Consider the following 19,366-nt stretch of genomic DNA (forward strand, 5'->3'; position numbering starts at 1 on the left):
GCCCCCCAGCCCCTCCGACCACAACGACCATGGCAGGCAAAGGAGTTGCCACTTCCACCGGCGACCCCGACCGGACCGCCCGTCCCCTCGGCCCGCCTGCTGGAACGCTACCGGCCGCCACAGTCGCCCGGGGGCGGATTCGGGAAACCCGGGGACGAGTCGTGACGATGCCGTGCGGATCCGGCCAACGTTGCGTGACCGTCCACCGCCAGGGCCTCCGGACCGGGTCCGACCGGCCGTGCCCCGCACCCCGGTTGTGACGTTGTCAGTGTCGTTTGACAGGCTGACCCCTGTCGGCCCCTGCACCACGCGGAGGGCGAGCGGGAGAACGTACGGGAACGCCGGCGGGAAGACGAGGAGGAGAACGACGCCATGAGCACGGGGCAACCGGCCGGACCGCCACTACTGCGCCACCACCGCGACAGCCTGCTGCCCGCCGTCGCCGCCGCGCTGTCGCTGAAGGGCGGCGAGGTGCACACCCTGGCCGGCGCCAAGTCCGACCGCGGCCCCGCCCTGCACCCGCTGGTCGGCGAGTTCCTCGCCGCGCTGCCGCTGGAGCAGCGCGAGCGCTTCACCGGGCGCTGCCCCGAGGCGGTCCTGCTCTCCCAGTACCTGGCCGCGGTGGACGGCCGGCGCTCCAAGCGCGCCGCCCGCAAGCCGATGAGCCTGCACGAGGCCCGCAAGGCGCTCAAGGGCTCCCGGCTGACCACGGTCCGGATCCGCGAGGAGCACGATCCGGCCCACGGCACCCACGCTCCGCCGTGCCGCTCCTGCGCACCGCTGCTGGAGCACTTCACCGTCCAGAGCGTCGCGGTCGGCCCGGCCGCCGCCGGCTGACCCGCCGGCCGCCGCGCCCGGCCCGCGCCGGCCGACCGGCGCGCCGACCGTCCCCCGTCCCCGCACCACCGGAGCCCGTCCTGAACCCGCCCAGCCCGCCCCCGCCCCCGGCCACCCTCGCCGCACCCGCGCCGCGGACCCGCCCGCGCTTCCCGGCCGACGTCGCCGCCGAGCTGAAGGCGGCCGGCTGGCACCCCGGGCGCTGGCAGATCCAGCAGGCCGAGGAGTGGGCCGACACCCTGGCCGGGCACGGCGGCCCGACCGGCGTCCCGCACGCGGTGTTCCCGGCCGCGGTGGAGGCCTGGGCCGAGTTCGGCGGCCTCGCCTTCGACCTGGTCGGCCCCGGCCGGCAGCTCGCCCGCACCCCGTTCCTGGTCGACCCGCTGTGCGGCCTGCACCAGCCCCGCACCCTGGCCGACCTGGGCCGCGCCCTGGACACCCGGGTCGCACCGCTGGGCGAGGAGGCGTACGGGCAGGCGCTGCTGGCGATCGACGAGGAGGGCCGGGTCTTCAGCCTGGACCACACCGGCGAGTGGTACCTCGGCGAGAGCGTCGACCGGGCGATCTCCGCCCTGGTCCTGGGCACCGCCCCGGAACGGCTGCGCACCGCCGAGGACGCGGGCTGATCCGGACCGATCGAGGGTCGGCCCGGACGGCGCGCTAGACCAGGCGGTCCTGGCGGACCGCCAGCCGGGACGGCAGGACCGCCTCCACCCGGAAGCCGCCGTCCCGCTCCGGCCCCGCCGAGAAGGTGCCCCCGAGCGCGACCACCCGCTCGCGCATCCCGACCAGCCCGTTGCCGCCGCTGGGCAGCGCCGCCGCGGTCCGCTCGCCGCCCGGACAGGCGTTCACCACGCTGACCCGGACGCCGTTCGGCGCGTACGCGAGCAGCACCGACACCTGGGCCCCGTCCGCGTGCTTGTGCGCGTTGGTCAGCCCCTCCTGCACCACCCGGTAGGCGGTCTGCTCGGCCTCGCCGGTGAACTCCTGCCGGCTGCCGCTGACCGTCAGGGTGACCGCCATGCCGGCCGCCCGGGACTGGTCCACCAGCCGCGGCAGCGCGGCCAGCGAGTCCGGTTCGACCGCGCTCTCCTCGGACATCCGCAGCACGCCGAGGATCTCCCGCAGCTCGTTCAGCGCCTGCCGGCCGACCTCGCCCATCAGCTTGGCGCTCTGCGCCGCCCGCTCCGGGTCCTTGGCCACGATCCGCTCCAGCGCCCCGGCGTGCACCACCATCAGCGAGACCCGGTGCGCGACCACGTCGTGCATCTCCCGGGCGATCCGGGTGCGCTCCTCCAGCCGGGCCCGGCGGGCGCGCTCCCTGGCCTGCTCGGCCAGCAGGTCCAGCTCGGTCTCCAGGCCGTGCGCGCGGTCCTTCAGCGACTCGATCAGCCGCCGCCGCGCCCCGACGTAGAGGCCGGTCACCACCGGGGCCACGGTCGCGCCGGCGGCCACCAGCAGCGCCAGCACCAGCTGGCCCCAGAACGGCGGCTGCTCGATCGTCGGATCGCCGGGGTCGACCATCGAGAGCAGGATCACCCCGGCGGTCTCGGCGTAGGCGAGCGCGGAGAGCGCCACCACCCGCCGCCGGCGCGAGGGCCACTCCCAGGTCGCGGCCAGCGTGTACAGCGCCACCAGCAGCAGCACCATGCCGGGCACCCCGGGCATCACGATCAGCGCCACCACCACCGGCACGGCGGGCCAGCGCCGGCGGACCACCAGGCTGGCGCCGACCAGCGCGCCGAACAACGCGATCCCGAGCTCGGCCGCCAGGTTGAGGTGGATCCGGCCGCCGATGTAGGTGACCGAGCTGGCCGTGCACTCCAGCGCCGCCACGGCGGCGAGTCCGGCGTCCAGGAGGGCGCTGCGCCGCCTCGGCCACCACAAGAACGACGACCGGCCCCGCGCGCGCTCCCCAGGCGACTTGCTCATGCCCCACAGACTACGGCGCGCCCCTGCCGCGGCCCCACCGGGTCGCGGCCGGACACGCCCCGCGGCGGCCTCCCGGGGCCTCCCCCTGCCACTCCCGGACGCCTCCCGGACCGCTCCCCCGCCGCCTCCCGGTGGCCCCCGCCCCGACCGCAAGTGGTCCAGACCACATACGGTCCCGGGGCATGGCTGTCCGCCATCCGGCCACTTCGCGGACAGCGCACCTCCCGACACCTATGCTGGTCGCGTCGGACAGCGCGGTCCGCACGCGTCACACCCGCCACACGCGGGACGGCCCTGTGACGATGAGCCGTTGCCGAACACCCCACCACCCCGAGGGAGCCAGCCGTGACCGCTCCGGTCCCCAGCCCGGCGGACAGCCCGACCCCCGTCGACGCCGACAACGCCGCGCTGCGCGCGGACATCCGTCGCCTCGGCGACCTGCTCGGCGAAACCCTGGTCCGCCAGGAAGGCCCCCAGCTGCTCGGCCTGGTCGAACAGGTCCGACTGCTCAGCCGCACCAACGGCGAGGCCACTGCCGAACTGCTCTCCGACATCGACCTGGAGACCGCCGCCAAGCTGGTCCGGGCCTTCTCCACCTACTTCCACCTCGCCAACGTCACCGAGCAGGTGCACCGCGGCCGCGAGTTCGCCACCCGCCGCGCCCGCGAGGGCTCCCTGCTCGCGCAGACCGCCGACCAGCTGGCCGAGGCCGACCCCAAGCACCTCCGGGACACCCTGGCCCACCTCGCCGTCCGCCCGGTCTTCACCGCGCACCCGACCGAGGCGGCCCGCCGCAGCGTCCTCAACAAGCTCCGCCGGATCGGCGAGCTGCTCGACCGGATCCACCGCGAGGAGCTCGCCGCCGGCCTCTCCCACGCCGACCCGGCCCGCACCTCCTCCGCCCGCCGCCAGGCCGACCGCCGCCTCGCCGAGGTGATCGACCTGCTGTGGCAGACCGACGAGCTGCGCATCGCCCGCCCCGAGCCCACCGACGAGGCCCGCAACGCCGTCTACTACCTGGACGAGCTCTACCGCGACGCCGTCCCGCAGGTGCTGGAGGAGCTCCAGGAGGAGCTCGCCCGGGTCGGCCTGGAGCTGCCCGAGGGCGTCCGCCCGCTGACCTTCGGCACCTGGATCGGCGGCGACCGCGACGGCAACCCCAACGTCACCCCGCAGGTCACCTGGGACGTCCTCAACCTCCAGCACGAGTACGGCATCAAGGACGCCCTCGCCGCCATCGACGACCTGCGCAGCACCCTCTCCACCTCGGAGCGGCTGGCCGGCGCCTCCCCCGAGCTGCTCGCCTCGCTCAACGCCGACCTCGCGCTGCTGCCCGAGCTGAGCCCCCGCTACAAGCGGATGAACGCCGAGGAGCCGTACCGGCTCAAGGCCACCTGCATCCGGCTCAAGCTGGAGAACACCCGCGAGCGGCTGGCCGGCGGCACCCCGCACGTCGCGGGCCGCGACTACCTCGGCACCCGCGAGCTCGTCGCCGACCTGCGGCTGATCCAGGACTCGCTGCGCGCCCACCGCGGCGGGCTGATCGCCGACGGCCGGCTCGCCCGCGCCATCCGCACCGTCGAGGCGTTCGGCCTGCAGCTCGCCACCATGGACGTCCGCGAGCACGCCGAGGCCCACCACCACGCGCTCGGCCAGCTCTTCGACCGGCTCGGCGAGGAGGCCTGGCGCTACGCCGACATGCCGCGCGAGTACCGCCAGCGGCTGCTCGCCAAGGAGCTGCGCTCGCGCCGCCCGCTCGCCCCCAGCCCGGCCCCGCTGGACCCCGCCGGCGCCAAGACCCTCGGCGTCTTCACCACCGTCCGCGAGGGCTTCGAGCGGTTCGGCGACGAGATCGTCGAGTCCTACATCATCTCGATGTGCCAGGGCGCCGACGACGTCTTCGCCGCCACCGTACTGGCCCGCGAGGCCGGCCTGATCGACCTGCACGCCGGGATCGCCAAGATCGGCATCGTGCCGCTGCTGGAGACCACCGACGAGCTCCAGCAGGCCGACCGGATCCTCGACGAGATGCTGTCCGACCCCTCCTACCGGCTGCTCGTCTCGCTGCGCGGCGACGTCCAGGAGGTCATGCTCGGCTACTCCGACTCCTCCAAGTTCGGCGGCATCACCACCTCCCAGTGGGAGATCCACCGCGCCCAGCGCCGGCTGCGCGACGTCGCCCACCGGTACGGCATCCGGCTGCGGCTCTTCCACGGCCGGGGCGGCACCGTCGGCCGCGGCGGCGGCCCCTCGCACGAGGCCATCCTGGCCCAGCCCTGGGGCACCCTGGAGGGCGAGATCAAGGTGACCGAGCAGGGCGAGGTGATCTCCGACAAGTACCTGCTGCCCTCGCTGGCCCGGGAGAACCTCGAACTCACCATCTCCGCCACGCTGGCCGCCTCCGCGCTGCACACCTCCCCGCGCCAGGCCCCCGAGGAGCTGGCCCGCTGGGACGCCGCCATGGACCGGGTCTCCGAGGCCGCGCACACCTCCTACCGGGCCCTGGTCGAGCAGGAGGACCTGCCGAAGTACTTCTTCGCCGCCACCCCGGTCGACCAGCTCGCCTCGCTGCACCTGGGCTCCCGCCCGTCCCGCCGCCCCGACTCGGGCGCCGGCCTGGACGGCCTGCGGGCCATCCCGTGGGTGTTCGGCTGGACCCAGTCCCGCCAGATCGTCCCCGGCTGGTACGGCGTCGGCGCCGGCCTGGCCGCCGCCCGCGAGGCGGGCCTGGGCGACGTGCTGGACGAGATGTACGGCCAGTGGCACTTCTTCCGCAACTTCCTCTCCAACGTCGCCATGACGCTGGCCAAGACGGACCTGCGGATCGCCCGCCACTACGTCGAGCAGCTGGTGCCCGCCGAGCTGCAGCACGTCTTCGAGCAGATCCAGGCCGAGCACGACCTCACCCTGCGCGAGGTGCTGCGACTGACCGGGGAGAACGAGCTGCTGGAGCACAACCCGGTGCTCAAGCAGACCTTCGCGGTCCGCGACGCCTACCTCGACCCGATCTCCTACCTGCAGGTCGCGCTGCTGCGCCGGCAGCGCGAGGAGGCCGCCACCGGCCGCCAGGAGGACCCGCTGCGCGCCCGCGCGCTGCTGCTGACCGTCAACGGCATCGCCGCCGGTCTGCGCAACACCGGCTGACCGGCCGCGGGGCGACCCGCCGGAACACCGAAGGGCCCCGCGGCGCGTGCCGCGGGGCCCTTCGCCCCCGTGCTCCCCCGTGGTCCAGGTGCCCCCGTCAGTAGTACGGCCTCACCTCGATCACCAGGTCCCCGTACCGGGCCACGATGTCGGCCCTGGCCGTCGTCGCCTGCTCGGTCTCGACGACGACCCCGGCGCCGTCCTCCGAGATCCGGACACCGGAGATCTTCACGCCCCGCTGCGCCCAGAAGGCGGCGTCCTCCACCTCGATCCGGACCGCCAGCGCCTCGAAGAACCTCCGCGAACCGACCGCTTCCACGAACTCGATGACGACACCGGGGTGCGGAACGGACTGCGGGAGCACCGTGTCGAGGTCGCTCCCCGGTGTCCGCATCACGTAGACCGTCCTGGTCACCTGATCCGTGCAGGCACCGAACCACTGGTCCGGGTACCGCTGGGCCCCGAAGCGCCTGATGGCGTCGGCCACCGCCATCGTTTCGCGGTTGGCCTGCTCCTGGCTCGCACTCATCCCCGGGCGCGGGGAGACCAGTTCCGGCGGGTAGGTGTTCGTGCGCGAGGGAGTCGGCGCCAGACTGTGCTGCTGCTCCCACGTGTAGAGCCGCAGCGAGCCCGGCCCGAACGAACAGACCTCGTAGAGGCTGTTCACGGAGGCGGACTCACTCTCCCCGGCCCCGGACGGCACCGTCGGCCCCCCGCCCCCACCGGTCCCCAGCTGCGTCAGCGCCCCCACGCCGACCGCCAGCACCACCGCCCCCGCGGCCACCCGGAGCGCGGTCCCCCGCCGCACCCGGCGCCGTCCGGCGGCTCTCAGCTCCGCCAGCGGCGGGCTCCCCCCCACCTCCTGCGCGCGCGCCCCCAGCCGGACGACCAGCTCGTCCTCGAACCGGCCCCCGCCGCCCCGACCGTCCCCGCTCTCAACCTCCATGACCCACAACCTCCTTCTCCGGTGCCAGCCGCTCCCGAAGCGCCCTCGTCGCGCGGGCCAGGTGGGTCCGGGCCGTCGCCGGCGAACAGCCGAGCTCCTCGGCCACCCGGGCGACTGGCAGGTCGGTGTAGTACCGCAGGACCACGGCCGCCCGCTGACGCGGGGGCAACGATCTCAGCGCCGCCTCCAGTTGCTCGTCCCGCGCGTCGACCGCCGCCACCGGGGTCTCCGGCAGCAGGGGTGTCAGCACCTCCCGGCGGGTCCGCCGCCAGCGCGACACGTGGGTGCGGACCATCGCCTTGCGGACGTATCCCTCGGCCGCCCCCGGGTCCCGTATCGCGCCGCGCCGGGCGTACACCCGGGCCAGGGCGTCGTGCAGGAGGTCACGTGCGTCGTGGACGTCCCCCGTGATCAGGAACGCGCCCCGCAGCAGCGCTTGGTACCGCGCCGCGACGAAATCGTCGAACGGGTCACTCCGGGTGCCGTCCGGCCGCATCGATTCGCGCTTCATGTCCACAGGACGCACCGGCCCGCGAAAACGGATGACAGCCCCGGGAAAATACCGGAGGGGCCGGCGTCCGTCGCCCGGACCCGGCCCCTCCGGTCCTCGTCACTCCCCGGCGTCGCCCGCGCGGTGGCGCCGGACCCACAGGGCCGCGCCGCCCGCCGCCACGACCAGACCGCCGCCGACGGCCAGCAGGCCCGCGTCACCGCCGACCGAGCCGCCGAGCACGGGGCCGAGATCGAGGTCGAGGTCCAGCTGCGCCGAGACCGGCTCCGGGGACACCACACCCGGTCCGGGTTCGGACACCGGGTCGGCGTGGGCCGGACCGGCACCGCCCAGCAGCACCCCGGCGGCGCCGAGCGCGCCCGCGGTGCCCAGCGCACCGGCCGTGCCCACCCGCCGACCGAGCTTCCTCAGCCGTACCACCCGGATCCGCCGAAACCGCCGGACCGGCCGCAAACTCCGCATCGAGAACTCCCCAGACCCCGTTCGCGTACTGTCCCGACGCTATCCGATGCGTCCCGACTTCTCACACCTGTTCAGGTTTGGACGGCCAGAAGTTGCACGACTGTTGTGCGGCCGGACCGCCGCCCGTCCCCCGGCGAACGGATCCTTGACGCCCGGTCAGGAGTTGTACGTCGACTGGGCCCGCTCCAGGCCCTCCGTGAGCAGGGCCTCCACGGCGTCCGCCGAGCGGTCCACGAACCAGTCCAGCTCCTTGCGCTCGGTGCTGGAGAAGTCCTTGAGCACGAAGTCGGCGACCTCCATCCGGCCCGGCGGCCGACCGATCCCGCACCGCACCCGGTGGTAGTCGGGGCCGAGGGACTTGGTGATCGACTTCAGCCCGTTGTGGCCGTTGTCACCGCCGCCGGTCTTCAGCCGCAGGGCCGCGTAGTCGATGTCCAGCTCGTCGTGGACGGCGATCAGCGCGGAGGCCGGCACCTTGTAGAAGTCCCGCAGCGCGGTGACCGGGCCGCCCGAGAGGTTCATGAACGTCATCGGCTTGGCCAGGACCACGCGCCGGCCCGCGAGCCGGCCCTCGGCGACCTGGGCCCGGCTCTTGTGGGCCTTGAACCTGGCGCCGATCCGCTCGGCCAGCAGGTCGACCACCATGAAGCCGATGTTGTGCCGGTTCCGGGCGTACTGCTCCCCGGGGTTGCCCAGGCCCACCACCAGCCAGGGCCCTTCGTACGATTCGTCGCTCATGCGCCCGTCCCGCTCCGCTCGGCGAGGGCATCCGCCCGCGCGCACCTCTCGACCGTCCGCTCGCCGCGCCCGCTCACCGGGCCACCGCTCCTCGTGGTCATGTTCACCGCCATCATCCCGGACACGCCGCTGCCCCGGCCGCTCCAGAGGAGCGGCCGGGGCAGCGGTACCAAGCTGTGCGGGAGGCTCAGGCCTCGGCGCCGGCCTCGGCGGCCTCGGCGTCGGCGTCGGCCTGCGAGGCCTGGGCGCCGATGATCTGCAGCACGACGGCGTCGGCCTCGACGGCCAGCGTGGTGCCCTTGGGCAGCTCGATGTCACCGGCGGTGATCGAGGCACCGGCCTCCAGGCCCTCGACCGAGACGGTCACGAACTCGGGCAGGTGGGTGGCCTCGGCCTCGATCGGGAGGGCCTGCAGGACGTGCTCCAGCAGGTTGCCGCCCGGGGCCAGCTCGCCCTCGGTGTGGACCGGGATCTCGACGGTGACCTTCTCGCCGCGCTTGACCAGCAGCAGGTCGACGTGCTCGATGGTGCGCTTGATGGCCTCGCGCTGGACGGCCTTCGGCAGCACGTACTCGTCCTTGCCGTCGATCGGCACGACCAGCAGGGCGTTCGGGGTCTTCAGGGCCATCATCAGGTCGTGGCTGGGCAGGTTCAGGTGAACCGGCGCGTGGCCGTGACCGTAGACGACACCGGGGACGAAGCCGGCGCGGCGGGCGCGACGGGCGGCACCCTTGCCGAACTCGTTGCGGGACTCGGCGGCAAGGCGGATCTCGGACACGACTGCACTCCTCGTGAAAGCTGGCGCGGGGGTGCAGGCAACGCGAAAAACCGCCGGGACCACACCCTCATAACGGGGGTCACTCGGCGGCGCAACGACTCTGCCGGAAGGCCCGGATTACCGGAGCCGGCAGCGCGTCGATCACGGATCGCGCACCCGCGAAGCGGGCGCACGGCATCCCTCGCCGAGCAGTTTCACGAGTCTAACCGCTACCGAGGCCTCCCGCGAAATCGGCGGCGCCCCCGGCCCCGAGGGGACCGGGGGCGCCGCCCTGGGGCCTGGGATCAGTGCACGCCCTCGAAGAGGCTCGTGACCGAGCCCTCCTCGAACACCTCGCGGATCGCGGCCGCGATGGACGGGGCGATCGACAGCGTGGTGATCTTGTCCAGCTGCAGCGAGGCCGGGGTCGGCAGGGTGTTGGTGAACACGAACTCGCTGACCCGGGAGTTCTTCAGCCGGTCCGCGGCCGGGCCGGAGAGCACGCCGTGGGTGGCGGCGACCAGGACGTCCGCAGCGCCGTTCTCGAACAGCGCGTCGGCGGCGGCGCAGATCGTGCCGGCGGTGTCGATCATGTCGTCGACCAGGACGCAGACCCGGTCCTGGACGTCACCGACGACCTCGGCCGACAGGATGGTGTTGGCCTGGGTGATGTCCCGGCGCTTGTGGATGATCGCCAGCGGGGCGTCCAGCCGGTCGCACCACTGGTCGGCCACCTTCACCCGGCCGGCGTCCGGCGAGACCACGGTGAGCTTGGAGCGGTCGACCCGCTCGCCCACGTAGTCGGCCAGCAGCGGCAGCGCGAACAGGTGGTCCACCGGGCCCTCGAAGAAGCCCTGGATCTGCGCGGTGTGCAGGTCCACGGCCATCAGCCGGTCGGCGCCGGCCTGGCGCAGCAGGTCGGCGACCAGCCGGGCCGAGATGGGCTCGCGGCCCAGGTGCTTCTTGTCCTGGCGGGCGTACCCGTAGAACGGCAGGATCGCGGTGATGCTCCGGGCGGAGGCCCGCTTCAGAGCGTCGATCATGATCAACTGCTCCATGATCCACTGGTTGATCGGAGCCGTGTGACTCTGCATCACGAAGCAGTCGGCGCCACGCGCCGACTCCAGGAAGCGGACGTAGATCTCACCATTGGCGAAGTCGAGGGCCTTGGTCGGAACCAGTTCGGTCCCCAGCGACGCGGCCACCTCCCTCGCCAGCTCCGGGTGGGCACGGCCGGAGAAGAGCTTCAGTTTCTTCTCGCCCGACGTCGTGATCCCGCTCACTGCCACCGTCTCCTCGCGTTGCTGACACCGGTCCCGACCGCACCGAGGGCAGGCTTCCGCCAGCCGGCGAGTGGGGTCGGGGGAATGGTCGGTACGCCGGGACAGGGGCGATAGGCCCTATGGCGCACGTATGACCCCAAGGTTACGCGCCCGCGCCCGAACCGTCCGCCCCGGGACCGTCGGCCGGCCCACCGCCCCTCCGCTCAGGCCTCCGCCGGGGCCTCGGCGCCGGTCCCCGCCGCCGCCGCGGCGGCCTGCGCCGACGTGGTCCCGGGGCGCTTGCGCTCGACCCAGCCGGCGATGTTCCGCTGCTGCGCCCGGCTCACCCCGAGGGCGCCGGCCGGCACGTCGTTGGTGATCACCGAACCGGCCGCGGTGTAGGCGCCGTCGCCGATCGTCACCGGGGCGATGAACATGTTGTCGGAGCCGGTCCGGCAGTGCGCACCGATCACCGTGCGGTGCTTGTTGACGCCGTCGTAGTTGACGGTGACCGAGGCCGCGCCGACGTTGGTGCCCTCGCCGATGGTGGCGTCGCCGATGTAGGAGAGGTGCGGCACCTTGGCGCCCTCGCCCAGCTCCGAGTTCTTCACCTCGACATAGGTGCCGACCTTGGCCTTGCGGGCCAGCCGGGCGCCCGGGCGCAGGTAGGCGTAGGGGCCGGCGGTGGCCAGCTCGCCGACCTCGGCACTGTCCGCGGTGGTGTTGCTCACACGGGCGCCGGCGCCGATCCGGGTGTCCTTGAGGGTGGAGTTCGGGCCCACCTCGCAGCCCTCGCCCAGGTGGGTCGCACCCTGCAGCTGGGTGTTGGGCAGCACCACCGCGTCCGGCTCGTAGGAGACCTGGACGTCGAACCAGGTGGTCGCCGGGTCCACCACGGTCACGCCGGCCCGCATCGCCCGCTCCAGCAGCCGGTCGTTCAGCAGCCGGCGGGCGTGCGCCAGCTGCACCCGGTCGTTGATGCCGAGGATGTCCCGGTAGTCGGCGGCGACCACGGCACCCACCCGGTGCCCGGCCCGGCGCAGGATCTCCAGGGTGTCGGTGAGGTACTCCTCGCCCTGCGCGTTGTCCGTGGTGACCTCGGCGAGCGCGCCCACCAGCAGCTTGGCGTCGAAGGCGAAGACCCCGGAGTTGATCTCGTCGATCGCCCGCTGGGCGTCCGAGGCGTCCTTCTCCTCGACGATCGCGGCGACCGCGCCGTCCGCCTCGTCGCGCAGGATCCGGCCGTAGCCGAACGGCTCCGGCACCACGGCGGTGAGCACGGTGACGCCGTTGCCCTGCTCGGCGTGCGCCCCGGCCAGGGCGCGCAGCGTCCCGCCGGTCAGCAGCGGGGCGTCCCCGGTGGTGACGATCACGGTGCCGTCGAGCTCGATCCCGTCGGCCGCCAGCGCCTCCAGGGCGGTGCGCACGGCGTGGCCGGTGCCGTTCTGCTCGGCCTGGACCACGGCGCGGGCACCCGGGTGATGTGCCGCCAGGTGCTCGGCCACCTTCTCCCGCATGTGCCCGATCACCACGACCAGCTGCCCGGGCGTCAACTCCTCCGCCGCCGCCACCGCGTGGCCGACCAGCGACCGCCCGCACACCTCGTGCAGCACCTTCGGCAGACGGTTCGACTTCATCCTGGTCCCGCCACCGGCGGCGAGCACGACAACGGCGGCAGGCGAATTGGCACTCACGGGGGGAGGCTCCTCATTCGGTTACACGGGGAGGGCAGAGCAGCCGGGGACGGGACCCGCACGTCGGCGACCCGGCGGCTTCGAGGATAGTGCGCGGAGGATCTCCGGCCCCCCGGCCCCGGGAGTCGTCACGGAGCCGCCACGAACCGGGCCGGGCCGGCCGGCCCGCAGATGGCTCCCGGAGGAGGATTCGAACCCCCATAAGCTGGACCAAAACCAGCTGTCCTGCCCTTAGACGATCCGGGACCGGCGCATCCGCTCCCGTCACCGGGGGGCGCGCTGCGCCAAGACTACGGGGTATGGGCCGTCACATCTACCTCCTCGCGGCTCTCCCCCGGGGGCCCTCCCGCGCGCGGGAGGTCATCCATCCAGTCGGGTGAATTCACTCAAGCGCCGCCCGGCGGCGTATTCCCTCGGCGGCGGCGAACAACCTACGATTCCGTAGGTTACGCACACGTAGCCTCCGTCCTCTCCCCTTCAAGGGACACCCATGACCATCCAGGCCGGCGAGGCGCACGCCGATTCCGCGCGCCCCCTCGACACCTCACCCCCCGGACCCGACAACCCCGACCACGTCGTACCGGCCCCGGCCGCCCCCGCGGGCGCCCCGGCCGACGGCACCGACCCGCAGCTGCTCTCCGCCACCCGCGGCGGGGAGCGGCAGGGCGCCGCCGAGCGGATCGCGCTGGGGCTGTTCATCGCCGTTCCCTTCGCCGCCCTGGTCGCCGCCGTCCCGGTGGCCTGGGGGTGGGGCCTCGGCTGGACCGATCTCGCGATCGCCACCGTCATGTACTTCCTCACCTGCCACGGCATCACCGTCGGCTACCACCGCTACTTCACCCACGGCGCCTTCAAGGCCAACCGGCCGGTGCGGATCGCCCTGGCGGTGGCCGGCTCGCTGGCGATCGAGGGCCCGCTGGTGCGCTGGGTCGCGGACCACCGCAAGCACCACCGGTACAGCGACAAGGACGGCGACCCGCACTCGCCCTGGCGCTACGGCGAGACCGTCCCCGCGCTGCTCAAGGGCCTGTGGTGGGCGCACATGGGCTGGCTCTTCGACGAAGAGCAGACCCCGCAGCTCAAGTACGCGCCCGACCTGATCGACGACCCGGCCATAAGGCGGATCTCCCGGCTGTTCTGGCTCTGGACCACCGTGTCGATGCTGCTGCCGCCGCTGGTCGGCGGGCTGGTCACGCTCTCCTGGCAGGGGGCGCTGTCCGCCTTCTTCTGGGGTTCGCTGGTCCGGGTGGCGCTGCTGCACCACGTCACCTGGTCGATCAACTCGATCTGCCACGCGCTCGGCAGCCGGCCGTTCCGCTCCCGGGACCGCTCCGGGAACGTCTGGTGGCTGGCCGTGCTCTCCTGCGGCGAGTCCTGGCACAACCTGCACCACGCCGACCCCACCTCGGCCCGGCACGGCGTCCTGCGCGGTCAGATCGACTCCTCGGCCCGGCTGATCCGCTGGTTCGAGCTGGCGGGCTGGGTCCGGGACGTCCGCTGGCCGGACGCGCAGCGGATCGCCGCCCGCCGCGCCGCATGAGGGCGCACCTGCAGCATGATGTAGGGGTGAACGGGAGCAGCGCAGACAGCACAGGCGGCCACCGGGGCACGCGGACGGACGCCGCGCCCGGCCCGGCGCAGAACCGTCCGCGTGCCACCGCCGGGGCGGACGGCGCTGCGTCGGCACCGCGCCGGCGGGGCGGCCGGGTGCGGATGACCGGCAAGCAGCGCCGGGAGCAGCTGCTCGAGATCGGCCGCACGGTGTTCGCCGAGCGCGGCTACGACGGCACCTCGGTGGAGGAGATCGCCGAGCGGGCCGGGGTGTCCAAGCCGGTGGTGTACGAGCACTTCGGCGGCAAGGAGGGGCTGTACGCCGTGGTCGTCGACCGCGAGATGCAGCTGCTGCTGGACATGGTGACGGGGGCGCTGACCGGGGGGCACTCGCGCGAGCTGCTGGAGCAGGCGGCGTTCGCGCTGATGGACTACATCGACACCTCGACGGACGGCTTCCGGATCCTGGTCCGGGACTCCCCGGTCGCCCAGTCGACGGGCACCTTCGCCTCCCTGATCAGCGACATCGCCACCCAGGTCGAGGACATCCTGGGCCTGGAGTTCAAGGCCCGGGGCTTCGACGCGCGGCTGGCGCCGATGTACTCGCAGATGCTGGTGGGCATGGTCGCGCTGACCGGCCAGTGGTGGCTGGAGGTGCGCAAGCCGGACAAGGCCGAGGTGGCCGCCCACCTGGTGAACCTGGCCTGGCACGGCCTGGAGGGGATGGAGCGGCACCCCAAGCTGGTCGGCGACCGCAAGGCCTGAGGCCCCGCCCCGGCGCCGTCCGGGGCCAGGCCGGCAGCACCCCGCTCCGCCCGGGGCCGGGCCCGCCCGACCACTGCGGCCGGGGCCGCCCGACCCCGACGGTCAGACCTGCTTCACCCCGACGGCGAAGATCCGCCGGAACGGGAAGACCGTGCCGTGCGGCCCGGCCGGGTAGGCCTCGCGCAGCAGCGCCCCGTACTCGGCGAGGAACGCGGACCGTTCGGCCCCGTCGGTGAGCCGGGTGAGGACCGGGCGCAGGGCGGTGCCCTTGACCCACTCCAGCACCGGGTCCGGCCCGGTGAGCAGGGTGCTGTAGGTGGTCTCCCAGACGTCGGCGGCGCAGCCGGCCCGGGTGAGCGCGTCCAGGTAGACGCCGGGCTCGTGCACGCCGGCCCGGGTGGCGTCCGCGCCGAGCAGTCCGCGCCAGCGGGGGGACCTGCGCAGTTCGGCGAGGGCCAGGTGGCTGGGCGCCCCGAAGTTGCCGGGCACCTGGAAGGCGATCACCCCGCCGGCCCGGAGCGCCCCGGCCCAGCGCGGCAGCAGCCCGAGGTGCCCGGGGATCCACTGGAGCGTCGCGTTGGAGACGATCGCGTCGGGCGCCGCCCCGGCCGGGTCGTAGTCGCCCGCGTCGGCGAGCAGGTAGTCGGCGCCGGGTTCGCCCTCGCGGCGGGCGGCGTCGAGCATCTCGGCGGAGTTGTCGATCCCGGTGATCCGGGCCCCGGGCCAGCGCTCGCGCAGGACGGCGGTGGAGTTGCCGGGCCCGCAGCCGATGTCCAGGACGGTGGCGGCCGGTTCGTGCGGGAGGGCGGGGACGCGGGCGAGCAGGTCGCGCAGCGGGCGGGTCCGTTCGTCGGCGAAGCGCAGGTACTGCTGCGGGTCCCAGACGGGGGAAGTCATGATCGGCCTCGCAAGTATCTCGACATCAAGATATATCCCCAGCTTTCAGGCTGGATTTCTCGATGTCAAGAGACTTCACATCGACACAACCCCCGATACACTGATCGCCATGGAGGACGAGGTCGATCGACTGGTCGCGGCATGGCGCAGAGAGCGCCCCGACCTCGACGTGGAACCGCTCGAAGTGCTCAGCCGGGTCAGCCGGCTCGCCCGTCACCTCGACCGCGCCCGCCGCACCGCCTTCGCCGAGCACGGGCTGGAGCCCTGGGAGTTCGACGTCCTGACCGCCCTGCGCCGGGCCGGCTCCCCGTACCAGCTCTCCCCCGGCCAGCTGCTCACCCAGACCCTGGTCACCTCCGGCACCATGACCAACCGGATCGACCGGCTCACCGGCAAGGGCCTGGTCAAGCGGCTGCCCGACCCCGACGACCGGCGCGGCGTCCTGGTCCGGCTCACCGACGACGGGCGCGACCGCGCCGACCAGGCACTCGCCGGACTGCTCGCCCACGAGCGCGAGCTGCTCGCCCAGCTGACCTCCACCCAGCAGGGCGAGCTCGCCGGACTGCTCAGGCAGCTGGTCGCCCCCTTCGACAACATCCCCTGAGCGGCCCCGGCCCGGCCGGCGGCCGTACGACCCGCAGCCGTCCGGCCGGAGCCCCGTCCGGTCAGAAACCGTCCGGGTAGGGCGTGCTGAGCGCCGGCACCGGGGCGGGTGCGGGCTCCGGCGTCCGGTAGCCCGGCAGCAGCTCGGCCAGCCGACGGCGCACCTCGTCGTCGCTGTTCACCGCCGCCGCCCCGTACAGCCCGGTCAGCCCGCCGGCCAGGTCCTCCGGGCCGCCCGCGGTGTCCGCGACGGTCGCGTAGATCCGGGCGTGCTCGGTCGCCAGCCGCTCCTCGTCCTCCGAGAACAGCGCCTCGTTGAGCTTCTCCCCGGCCCGCAGCCCGGTGTAGCGGATCTCCACCTCGTCCCGGGCCAGCTGCACCTGCTCGGCGAAGTTGTGCACCAGGTCGACGATCCGCACCGGCTCGCCCATGTCCAGCACGAACACCTCGCCGCCGCGCGCCATCCGGCCGGACTCCAGCACCAGGCCGACCGCCTCCTCGATGGTCATGAAGAACCGGGTGACATCGGGGTGGGTGACGGTCACCGGCCCGCCGCTGCGCAGCTGTTCGGCCAGGACCGAGAGCAGCGAGCCGCGCGACCCCAGCACATTGCCGAACCGCACCGCGGAGAACACCCCGGTGCCCAGGTTGCGGGCGTCCCTGGCATTGGCCTGGACGATCAGCTCGGCCAGCCGCTTGCTGGCGCCGAGCACCGAGGTCGGGTCGGCCGCCTTGTCGGTGGAGATCAGCACGAACCGCTCGACGCCGGTGGCCAGCGCCGCCTCCACCAGGTGGTCGGTGCCGAGCACATTGGACTTCACCGCCTCGCTGGGATGGCGCTCCAGCAGCGGCAGGTGCTTGTGGGCGGCGGCGTGGAAGACCACCTCGGGCTTCAGGTCCCGGAAGATCTGCTGGATCCGCGGCCGGTCCCGGATGTCGGCGATCACCAGCGAGTCGTCGGTGAGCAGCGCCTCGCCCCAGATCTCCAGCTGGAGCCGGTGCAGATTGGACTCGTCGTGGTCCAGCATGTAGAGCGCGCTCGGGTTGAACGCGTGCACCTGGCGGCAGAGTTCACTGCCGATCGAGCCGCCCGCGCCGGTCACCAGCACCCGCCGGCCCTCGATCACGTCCCGGACGTCGGCGGAGACCACGTGCACCTCGTGCCGGCCGATCAGCCGGTTGACGTCCAGGCTGCGCATGTCCGAGCCGACCACCTCGCGGCGCAGCGCGGCGAGGAAGGACGGCAGGTAGCGGACGGCCGCCCCGGCCGCCGCGGCGGCGGTGGCCAGCGCCCGGACCCGCTGCGGGGCCAGCCCGGGGATCGCCAGTGCCACCACCTGGGCGCGGTGCTCGACCGCGAGCGCGGTCAGATCGGCGAGCGTGCCGAGGACCGGCACGCTGTCCACCGACTGCCCGGCCTTGGCCGGGTCGTCGTCCAGCAGGCCGATCGGGTCGAGGCCGAACTCCGGGGCCCGGCCGAGGTCGCGCACCAGCGCGGTCCCGGCCGCCCCGGCGCCGACCACCAGGGTGCGCATCCCCGTCGGCAGCGCGGCGCGGCCGCCGGCCGCCGGGCCCGGCGCGCCCTCCGGTGACTCCGGGCGGGCGCCCGGGGCAGCGTTCGCGTTCGTGTCCGAGCTCTCGTCGGCGCCCTGCGGCGTCGGCTGCGGGCGTGCGGAAGTACTGTGCGGCGACATCTGTCCTCCGGAATTCCCTGACCTGACGGAGCCGAACCGGTGTTGCTGGGGTGACGGACGGGCGGATCAGCCGGGGCCGGGAGAGGTGGTCGTGGCGACGGACGGCGGGACAGCGGGAGCCGCGAGCTCGGACGGACTGACGCCCGCCCGGCGGGCCACCGCTACGGCGGCCAGGGTGGAGTGCACCCCGAGCTTGCCGAGGACGTTCTGCATGTGCGTACGGACGGTGTGCGGGGACAGGTAGAGCCGCTCGGCGACGGCCTGCCGGCCGAGGCCGGCGACCATGCAGCGCAGGATCTGCTTCTCCCGCGGGGTGAGTGTGTCGACCAGCCGTTCGCTCTCGGTGCGGTCCCGGCGGGCGGTGGTGAGTTCGCGGATCACACCGGTCAGCAGCGCGGGCGGCAGATGGGTCTCGTCCCGCAGGACACCCCGGATCACCGCCAGCAGCCGGGCCAGCGAACTCTCCTTGGCCACCCAGCCGGTGGCGCCCGCGTGCAGGGCGCGGGCGGCCCGGTGCGGATCGTCGGCGGTGGCCAGGACGATCGCCCGCAGGCCGGGATGGTGGCGGCGGATCCGGGCCAGCAGGGTGATGCCGTCGGGGATCTGGCCGGCGGCCGGGACGGCCGCGGGGACCACCGGGGCGGCCACCGGGATCACCGGCGCCGTCGGATGCGGTTCCGCCGCGAGCGGACCGGCCGGGTGAGCGGCCGGGCGGCGGTCGGTCGGATGGCGGACGACGGCCCCGGGCGGAACCGCGGCCCCGGTCGGGACGGCCGTCGCGGACGGTCCGGCGGCCTGGACCACCGGCGTCCGGCGGGGCGAGGGCACCGTCGCCGGCGGTCGGCGGCGGAGGGTGTCCGGCGGTTCGGCAACGGGCTGGCGGGGCTTGCGGGCGGCCGCGGCCTCCGCCACCCCGAGGTCGGCGTCGACCAGGACCACGTCGAACACCCGCCCCTCGGTGGCGGCACGCTCCAGCGCCCGCTCCGCGGCGGCCGCGCTGCCCGCCGCGCCTACCTCGACATCGGGCTCGGCGGCGAGCGCCGCGGCCAGCGCCTCGGCGAAGATCCGGTGGTCGTCGACCACCAGGACGCGGATCCGCCCCATCGTCACTTCCCCCCTGCTCAGCTCCGGCCCGCGTCCGGGACGGCGCGCCGGTCCCGCCGCCGCCGTCCGGGCGCTCCTGCGCCGCTCACCTCCCGGGTGCCCGGAAGGGCCGAGGTGCCGACCCCCACCGGTACCGGAATCAGCGTACGGGGTGGGCGCGGGCTCGGTGGGGGTTTGGTGAAGTTTCGTCAGGAGGTGCGAAATTGGCGTGACTTGGGCCCGGTGCGACCTCCTGGCGCGGTACGCCGCCGGCTCCGGGCCCCGGCGGGAACGCCGGAGCGCCGCCCCCTCGCCGTACGGGAGGGAGCGGCGCCCGGTCGTCCGCCGGGCCGGGGCAGGCCCCGGCCCGTGCCTCAGCCGGCGTTCTTCTCCAGGGTGAACTTCCAGGCGTCGGCGACGATGTCGTCCAGGTTCGGACGGCGCGGGGTCCAGCCGAGGGCCTGGTGGGCGCGCTCGGCGGAGGCGACCA

Annotated in this window: 17 protein-coding genes and 1 tRNA gene; 6 read left to right on the top strand and 12 right to left on the bottom strand. The window is 74.0% G+C overall.

Annotated elements, in window-relative coordinates:
• The first annotated feature begins 372 nt into the window (after positions 1-372).
• Complete coding sequence (locus IF01_RS0137040; RefSeq protein WP_051741262.1) at positions 373-837, top strand: YwqJ-related putative deaminase; 465 nt, start codon at positions 373-375, stop codon at positions 835-837.
• A gap of 80 nt (positions 838-917) precedes the next feature.
• Positions 918-1,463 (top strand): SUKH-3 domain-containing protein, encoded by a 546-nt coding sequence (locus IF01_RS0137045; RefSeq protein WP_051756933.1) that lies wholly within the window; start codon positions 918-920, stop codon positions 1,461-1,463.
• 34 nt (positions 1,464-1,497) lie between these two features.
• Here IF01_RS0137045 and IF01_RS0137050 read toward each other — a convergent pair whose 3' ends face one another.
• The gene (locus IF01_RS0137050) at positions 1,498-2,769 is read right to left on the bottom strand and encodes a histidine kinase (RefSeq protein WP_037782606.1); all 1,272 of its coding nucleotides are present in this window, start codon (positions 2,767-2,769) and stop codon (positions 1,498-1,500) included.
• Between the two features lie 345 nt (positions 2,770-3,114).
• Here IF01_RS0137050 and ppc point away from each other — a divergent pair, with 345 nt between their 5' ends.
• Complete coding sequence (gene ppc / locus IF01_RS0137055) at positions 3,115-5,913, top strand: phosphoenolpyruvate carboxylase (RefSeq protein WP_030398032.1); 2,799 nt, start codon at positions 3,115-3,117, stop codon at positions 5,911-5,913.
• A 97-nt stretch (positions 5,914-6,010) separates the two neighbouring features.
• Here ppc and IF01_RS0137060 read toward each other — a convergent pair whose 3' ends face one another.
• From IF01_RS0137060 to IF01_RS0137100, 8 genes are all read right to left on the bottom strand, one after another.
• Positions 6,011-6,859, bottom strand: coding sequence for a hypothetical protein (locus tag IF01_RS0137060; protein ID WP_030398033.1), 849 nt, complete (start codon positions 6,857-6,859; stop codon positions 6,011-6,013).
• On the bottom strand, positions 6,849-7,370 hold the full coding sequence (locus IF01_RS0137065) for a SigE family RNA polymerase sigma factor (RefSeq protein WP_149030402.1): 522 nt from the start codon (positions 7,368-7,370) through the stop codon (positions 6,849-6,851). The genes IF01_RS0137060 and IF01_RS0137065 overlap by 11 nt, the downstream gene beginning before the upstream one ends.
• Positions 7,371-7,469: 99 nt before the next feature.
• Entirely contained in the window at positions 7,470-7,760 is a 291-nt protein-coding gene (locus IF01_RS0137070; protein WP_030398035.1) for a hypothetical protein, read from the bottom strand.
• 228 nt (positions 7,761-7,988) lie between these two features.
• Positions 7,989-8,570 (bottom strand): aminoacyl-tRNA hydrolase, encoded by a 582-nt coding sequence (gene pth, locus IF01_RS0137075; RefSeq protein WP_030398036.1) that lies wholly within the window; start codon positions 8,568-8,570, stop codon positions 7,989-7,991.
• Between the two features lie 187 nt (positions 8,571-8,757).
• Positions 8,758-9,348, bottom strand: a complete 591-nt coding sequence (locus IF01_RS0137085; protein WP_030398037.1) for a 50S ribosomal protein L25/general stress protein Ctc — start codon at positions 9,346-9,348, stop codon at positions 8,758-8,760.
• Between the two features lie 284 nt (positions 9,349-9,632).
• The gene (locus IF01_RS0137090) at positions 9,633-10,610 is read right to left on the bottom strand and encodes a ribose-phosphate diphosphokinase (protein WP_030398038.1); all 978 of its coding nucleotides are present in this window, start codon (positions 10,608-10,610) and stop codon (positions 9,633-9,635) included.
• 203 nt (positions 10,611-10,813) lie between these two features.
• Positions 10,814-12,283 carry a bifunctional UDP-N-acetylglucosamine diphosphorylase/glucosamine-1-phosphate N-acetyltransferase GlmU gene (gene glmU, locus IF01_RS0137095; RefSeq protein ID WP_078880645.1) on the bottom strand — a complete coding sequence of 490 codons (1,470 nt, stop codon included), beginning with the start codon at positions 12,281-12,283 and terminating at the stop codon, positions 10,814-10,816.
• A 172-nt stretch (positions 12,284-12,455) separates the two neighbouring features.
• Positions 12,456-12,529, bottom strand: a tRNA-Gln gene (locus IF01_RS0137100).
• 244 nt (positions 12,530-12,773) lie between these two features.
• On the opposite strand from IF01_RS0137100, the gene IF01_RS0137105 reads away from it, so the two are divergent.
• Together IF01_RS0137105 and IF01_RS0137110 are read left to right on the top strand one after the other, a co-directional pair.
• Positions 12,774-13,823 (top strand): acyl-CoA desaturase, encoded by a 1,050-nt coding sequence (locus tag IF01_RS0137105; protein ID WP_078880646.1) that lies wholly within the window; start codon positions 12,774-12,776, stop codon positions 13,821-13,823.
• 173 nt (positions 13,824-13,996) lie between these two features.
• The gene (locus IF01_RS0137110) at positions 13,997-14,599 is read left to right on the top strand and encodes a TetR/AcrR family transcriptional regulator (protein ID WP_030398041.1); all 603 of its coding nucleotides are present in this window, start codon (positions 13,997-13,999) and stop codon (positions 14,597-14,599) included.
• 102 nt (positions 14,600-14,701) lie between these two features.
• Here IF01_RS0137110 and IF01_RS0137115 read toward each other — a convergent pair whose 3' ends face one another.
• The gene (locus IF01_RS0137115) at positions 14,702-15,496 is read right to left on the bottom strand and encodes a methyltransferase domain-containing protein (RefSeq protein WP_030398042.1); all 795 of its coding nucleotides are present in this window, start codon (positions 15,494-15,496) and stop codon (positions 14,702-14,704) included.
• Positions 15,497-15,605: 109 nt separating this feature from the next.
• On the opposite strand from IF01_RS0137115, the gene IF01_RS0137120 reads away from it, so the two are divergent.
• Entirely contained in the window at positions 15,606-16,100 is a 495-nt protein-coding gene (locus IF01_RS0137120; protein WP_030398043.1) for a MarR family winged helix-turn-helix transcriptional regulator, read from the top strand.
• 61 nt (positions 16,101-16,161) lie between these two features.
• Here the strand turns inward: IF01_RS0137120 and IF01_RS0137125 are convergent, their stop codons facing one another.
• Both IF01_RS0137125 and IF01_RS0137130 read right to left on the bottom strand, forming a co-directional pair.
• On the bottom strand, positions 16,162-17,793 hold the full coding sequence (locus IF01_RS0137125) for a polysaccharide biosynthesis protein (RefSeq protein WP_233290195.1): 1,632 nt from the start codon (positions 17,791-17,793) through the stop codon (positions 16,162-16,164).
• A 66-nt stretch (positions 17,794-17,859) separates the two neighbouring features.
• A complete protein-coding gene (locus IF01_RS0137130; RefSeq protein ID WP_030398045.1) occupies positions 17,860-18,897 on the bottom strand; it encodes a LuxR C-terminal-related transcriptional regulator in 1,038 nt (345 codons plus the stop codon).
• Positions 18,898-19,366: the final 469 nt, after the last annotated feature.

Origin of the sequence: Kitasatospora purpeofusca (assembly GCF_000718025.1) — a bacterium.
Taxonomy (GTDB): Bacteria; Actinomycetota; Actinomycetes; order Streptomycetales; family Streptomycetaceae; genus Kitasatospora; species Kitasatospora purpeofusca.

What these genes read in the sequence shown, in the direction of transcription:
- IF01_RS0137120 (WP_030398043.1), top strand. Translation starts at nt 15,606, where the DNA reads ATGGAGGACGAGGTCGATCGACTGGTCGCGGCATGGCGCAGAGAGCGC.
- IF01_RS0137125 (WP_233290195.1), bottom strand. Translation starts at nt 17,793, where the DNA reads ATGTCGCCGCACAGTACTTCCGCACGCCCGCAGCCGACGCCGCAGGGC.
- IF01_RS0137110 (WP_030398041.1), top strand. Translation starts at nt 13,997, where the DNA reads ATGACCGGCAAGCAGCGCCGGGAGCAGCTGCTCGAGATCGGCCGCACG.
- IF01_RS0137115 (WP_030398042.1), bottom strand. Translation starts at nt 15,496, where the DNA reads ATGACTTCCCCCGTCTGGGACCCGCAGCAGTACCTGCGCTTCGCCGAC.
- IF01_RS0137040 (WP_051741262.1), top strand. Translation starts at nt 373, where the DNA reads ATGAGCACGGGGCAACCGGCCGGACCGCCACTACTGCGCCACCACCGC.
- IF01_RS0137105 (WP_078880646.1), top strand. Translation starts at nt 12,774, where the DNA reads ATGACCATCCAGGCCGGCGAGGCGCACGCCGATTCCGCGCGCCCCCTC.
- pth (WP_030398036.1), bottom strand. Translation starts at nt 8,570, where the DNA reads ATGAGCGACGAATCGTACGAAGGGCCCTGGCTGGTGGTGGGCCTGGGC.
- IF01_RS0137060 (WP_030398033.1), bottom strand. Translation starts at nt 6,859, where the DNA reads ATGGAGGTTGAGAGCGGGGACGGTCGGGGCGGCGGGGGCCGGTTCGAG.
- IF01_RS0137050 (WP_037782606.1), bottom strand. Translation starts at nt 2,769, where the DNA reads ATGAGCAAGTCGCCTGGGGAGCGCGCGCGGGGCCGGTCGTCGTTCTTG.
- IF01_RS0137130 (WP_030398045.1), bottom strand. Translation starts at nt 18,897, where the DNA reads ATGGGGCGGATCCGCGTCCTGGTGGTCGACGACCACCGGATCTTCGCC.
- IF01_RS0137065 (WP_149030402.1), bottom strand. Translation starts at nt 7,370, where the DNA reads ATGAAGCGCGAATCGATGCGGCCGGACGGCACCCGGAGTGACCCGTTC.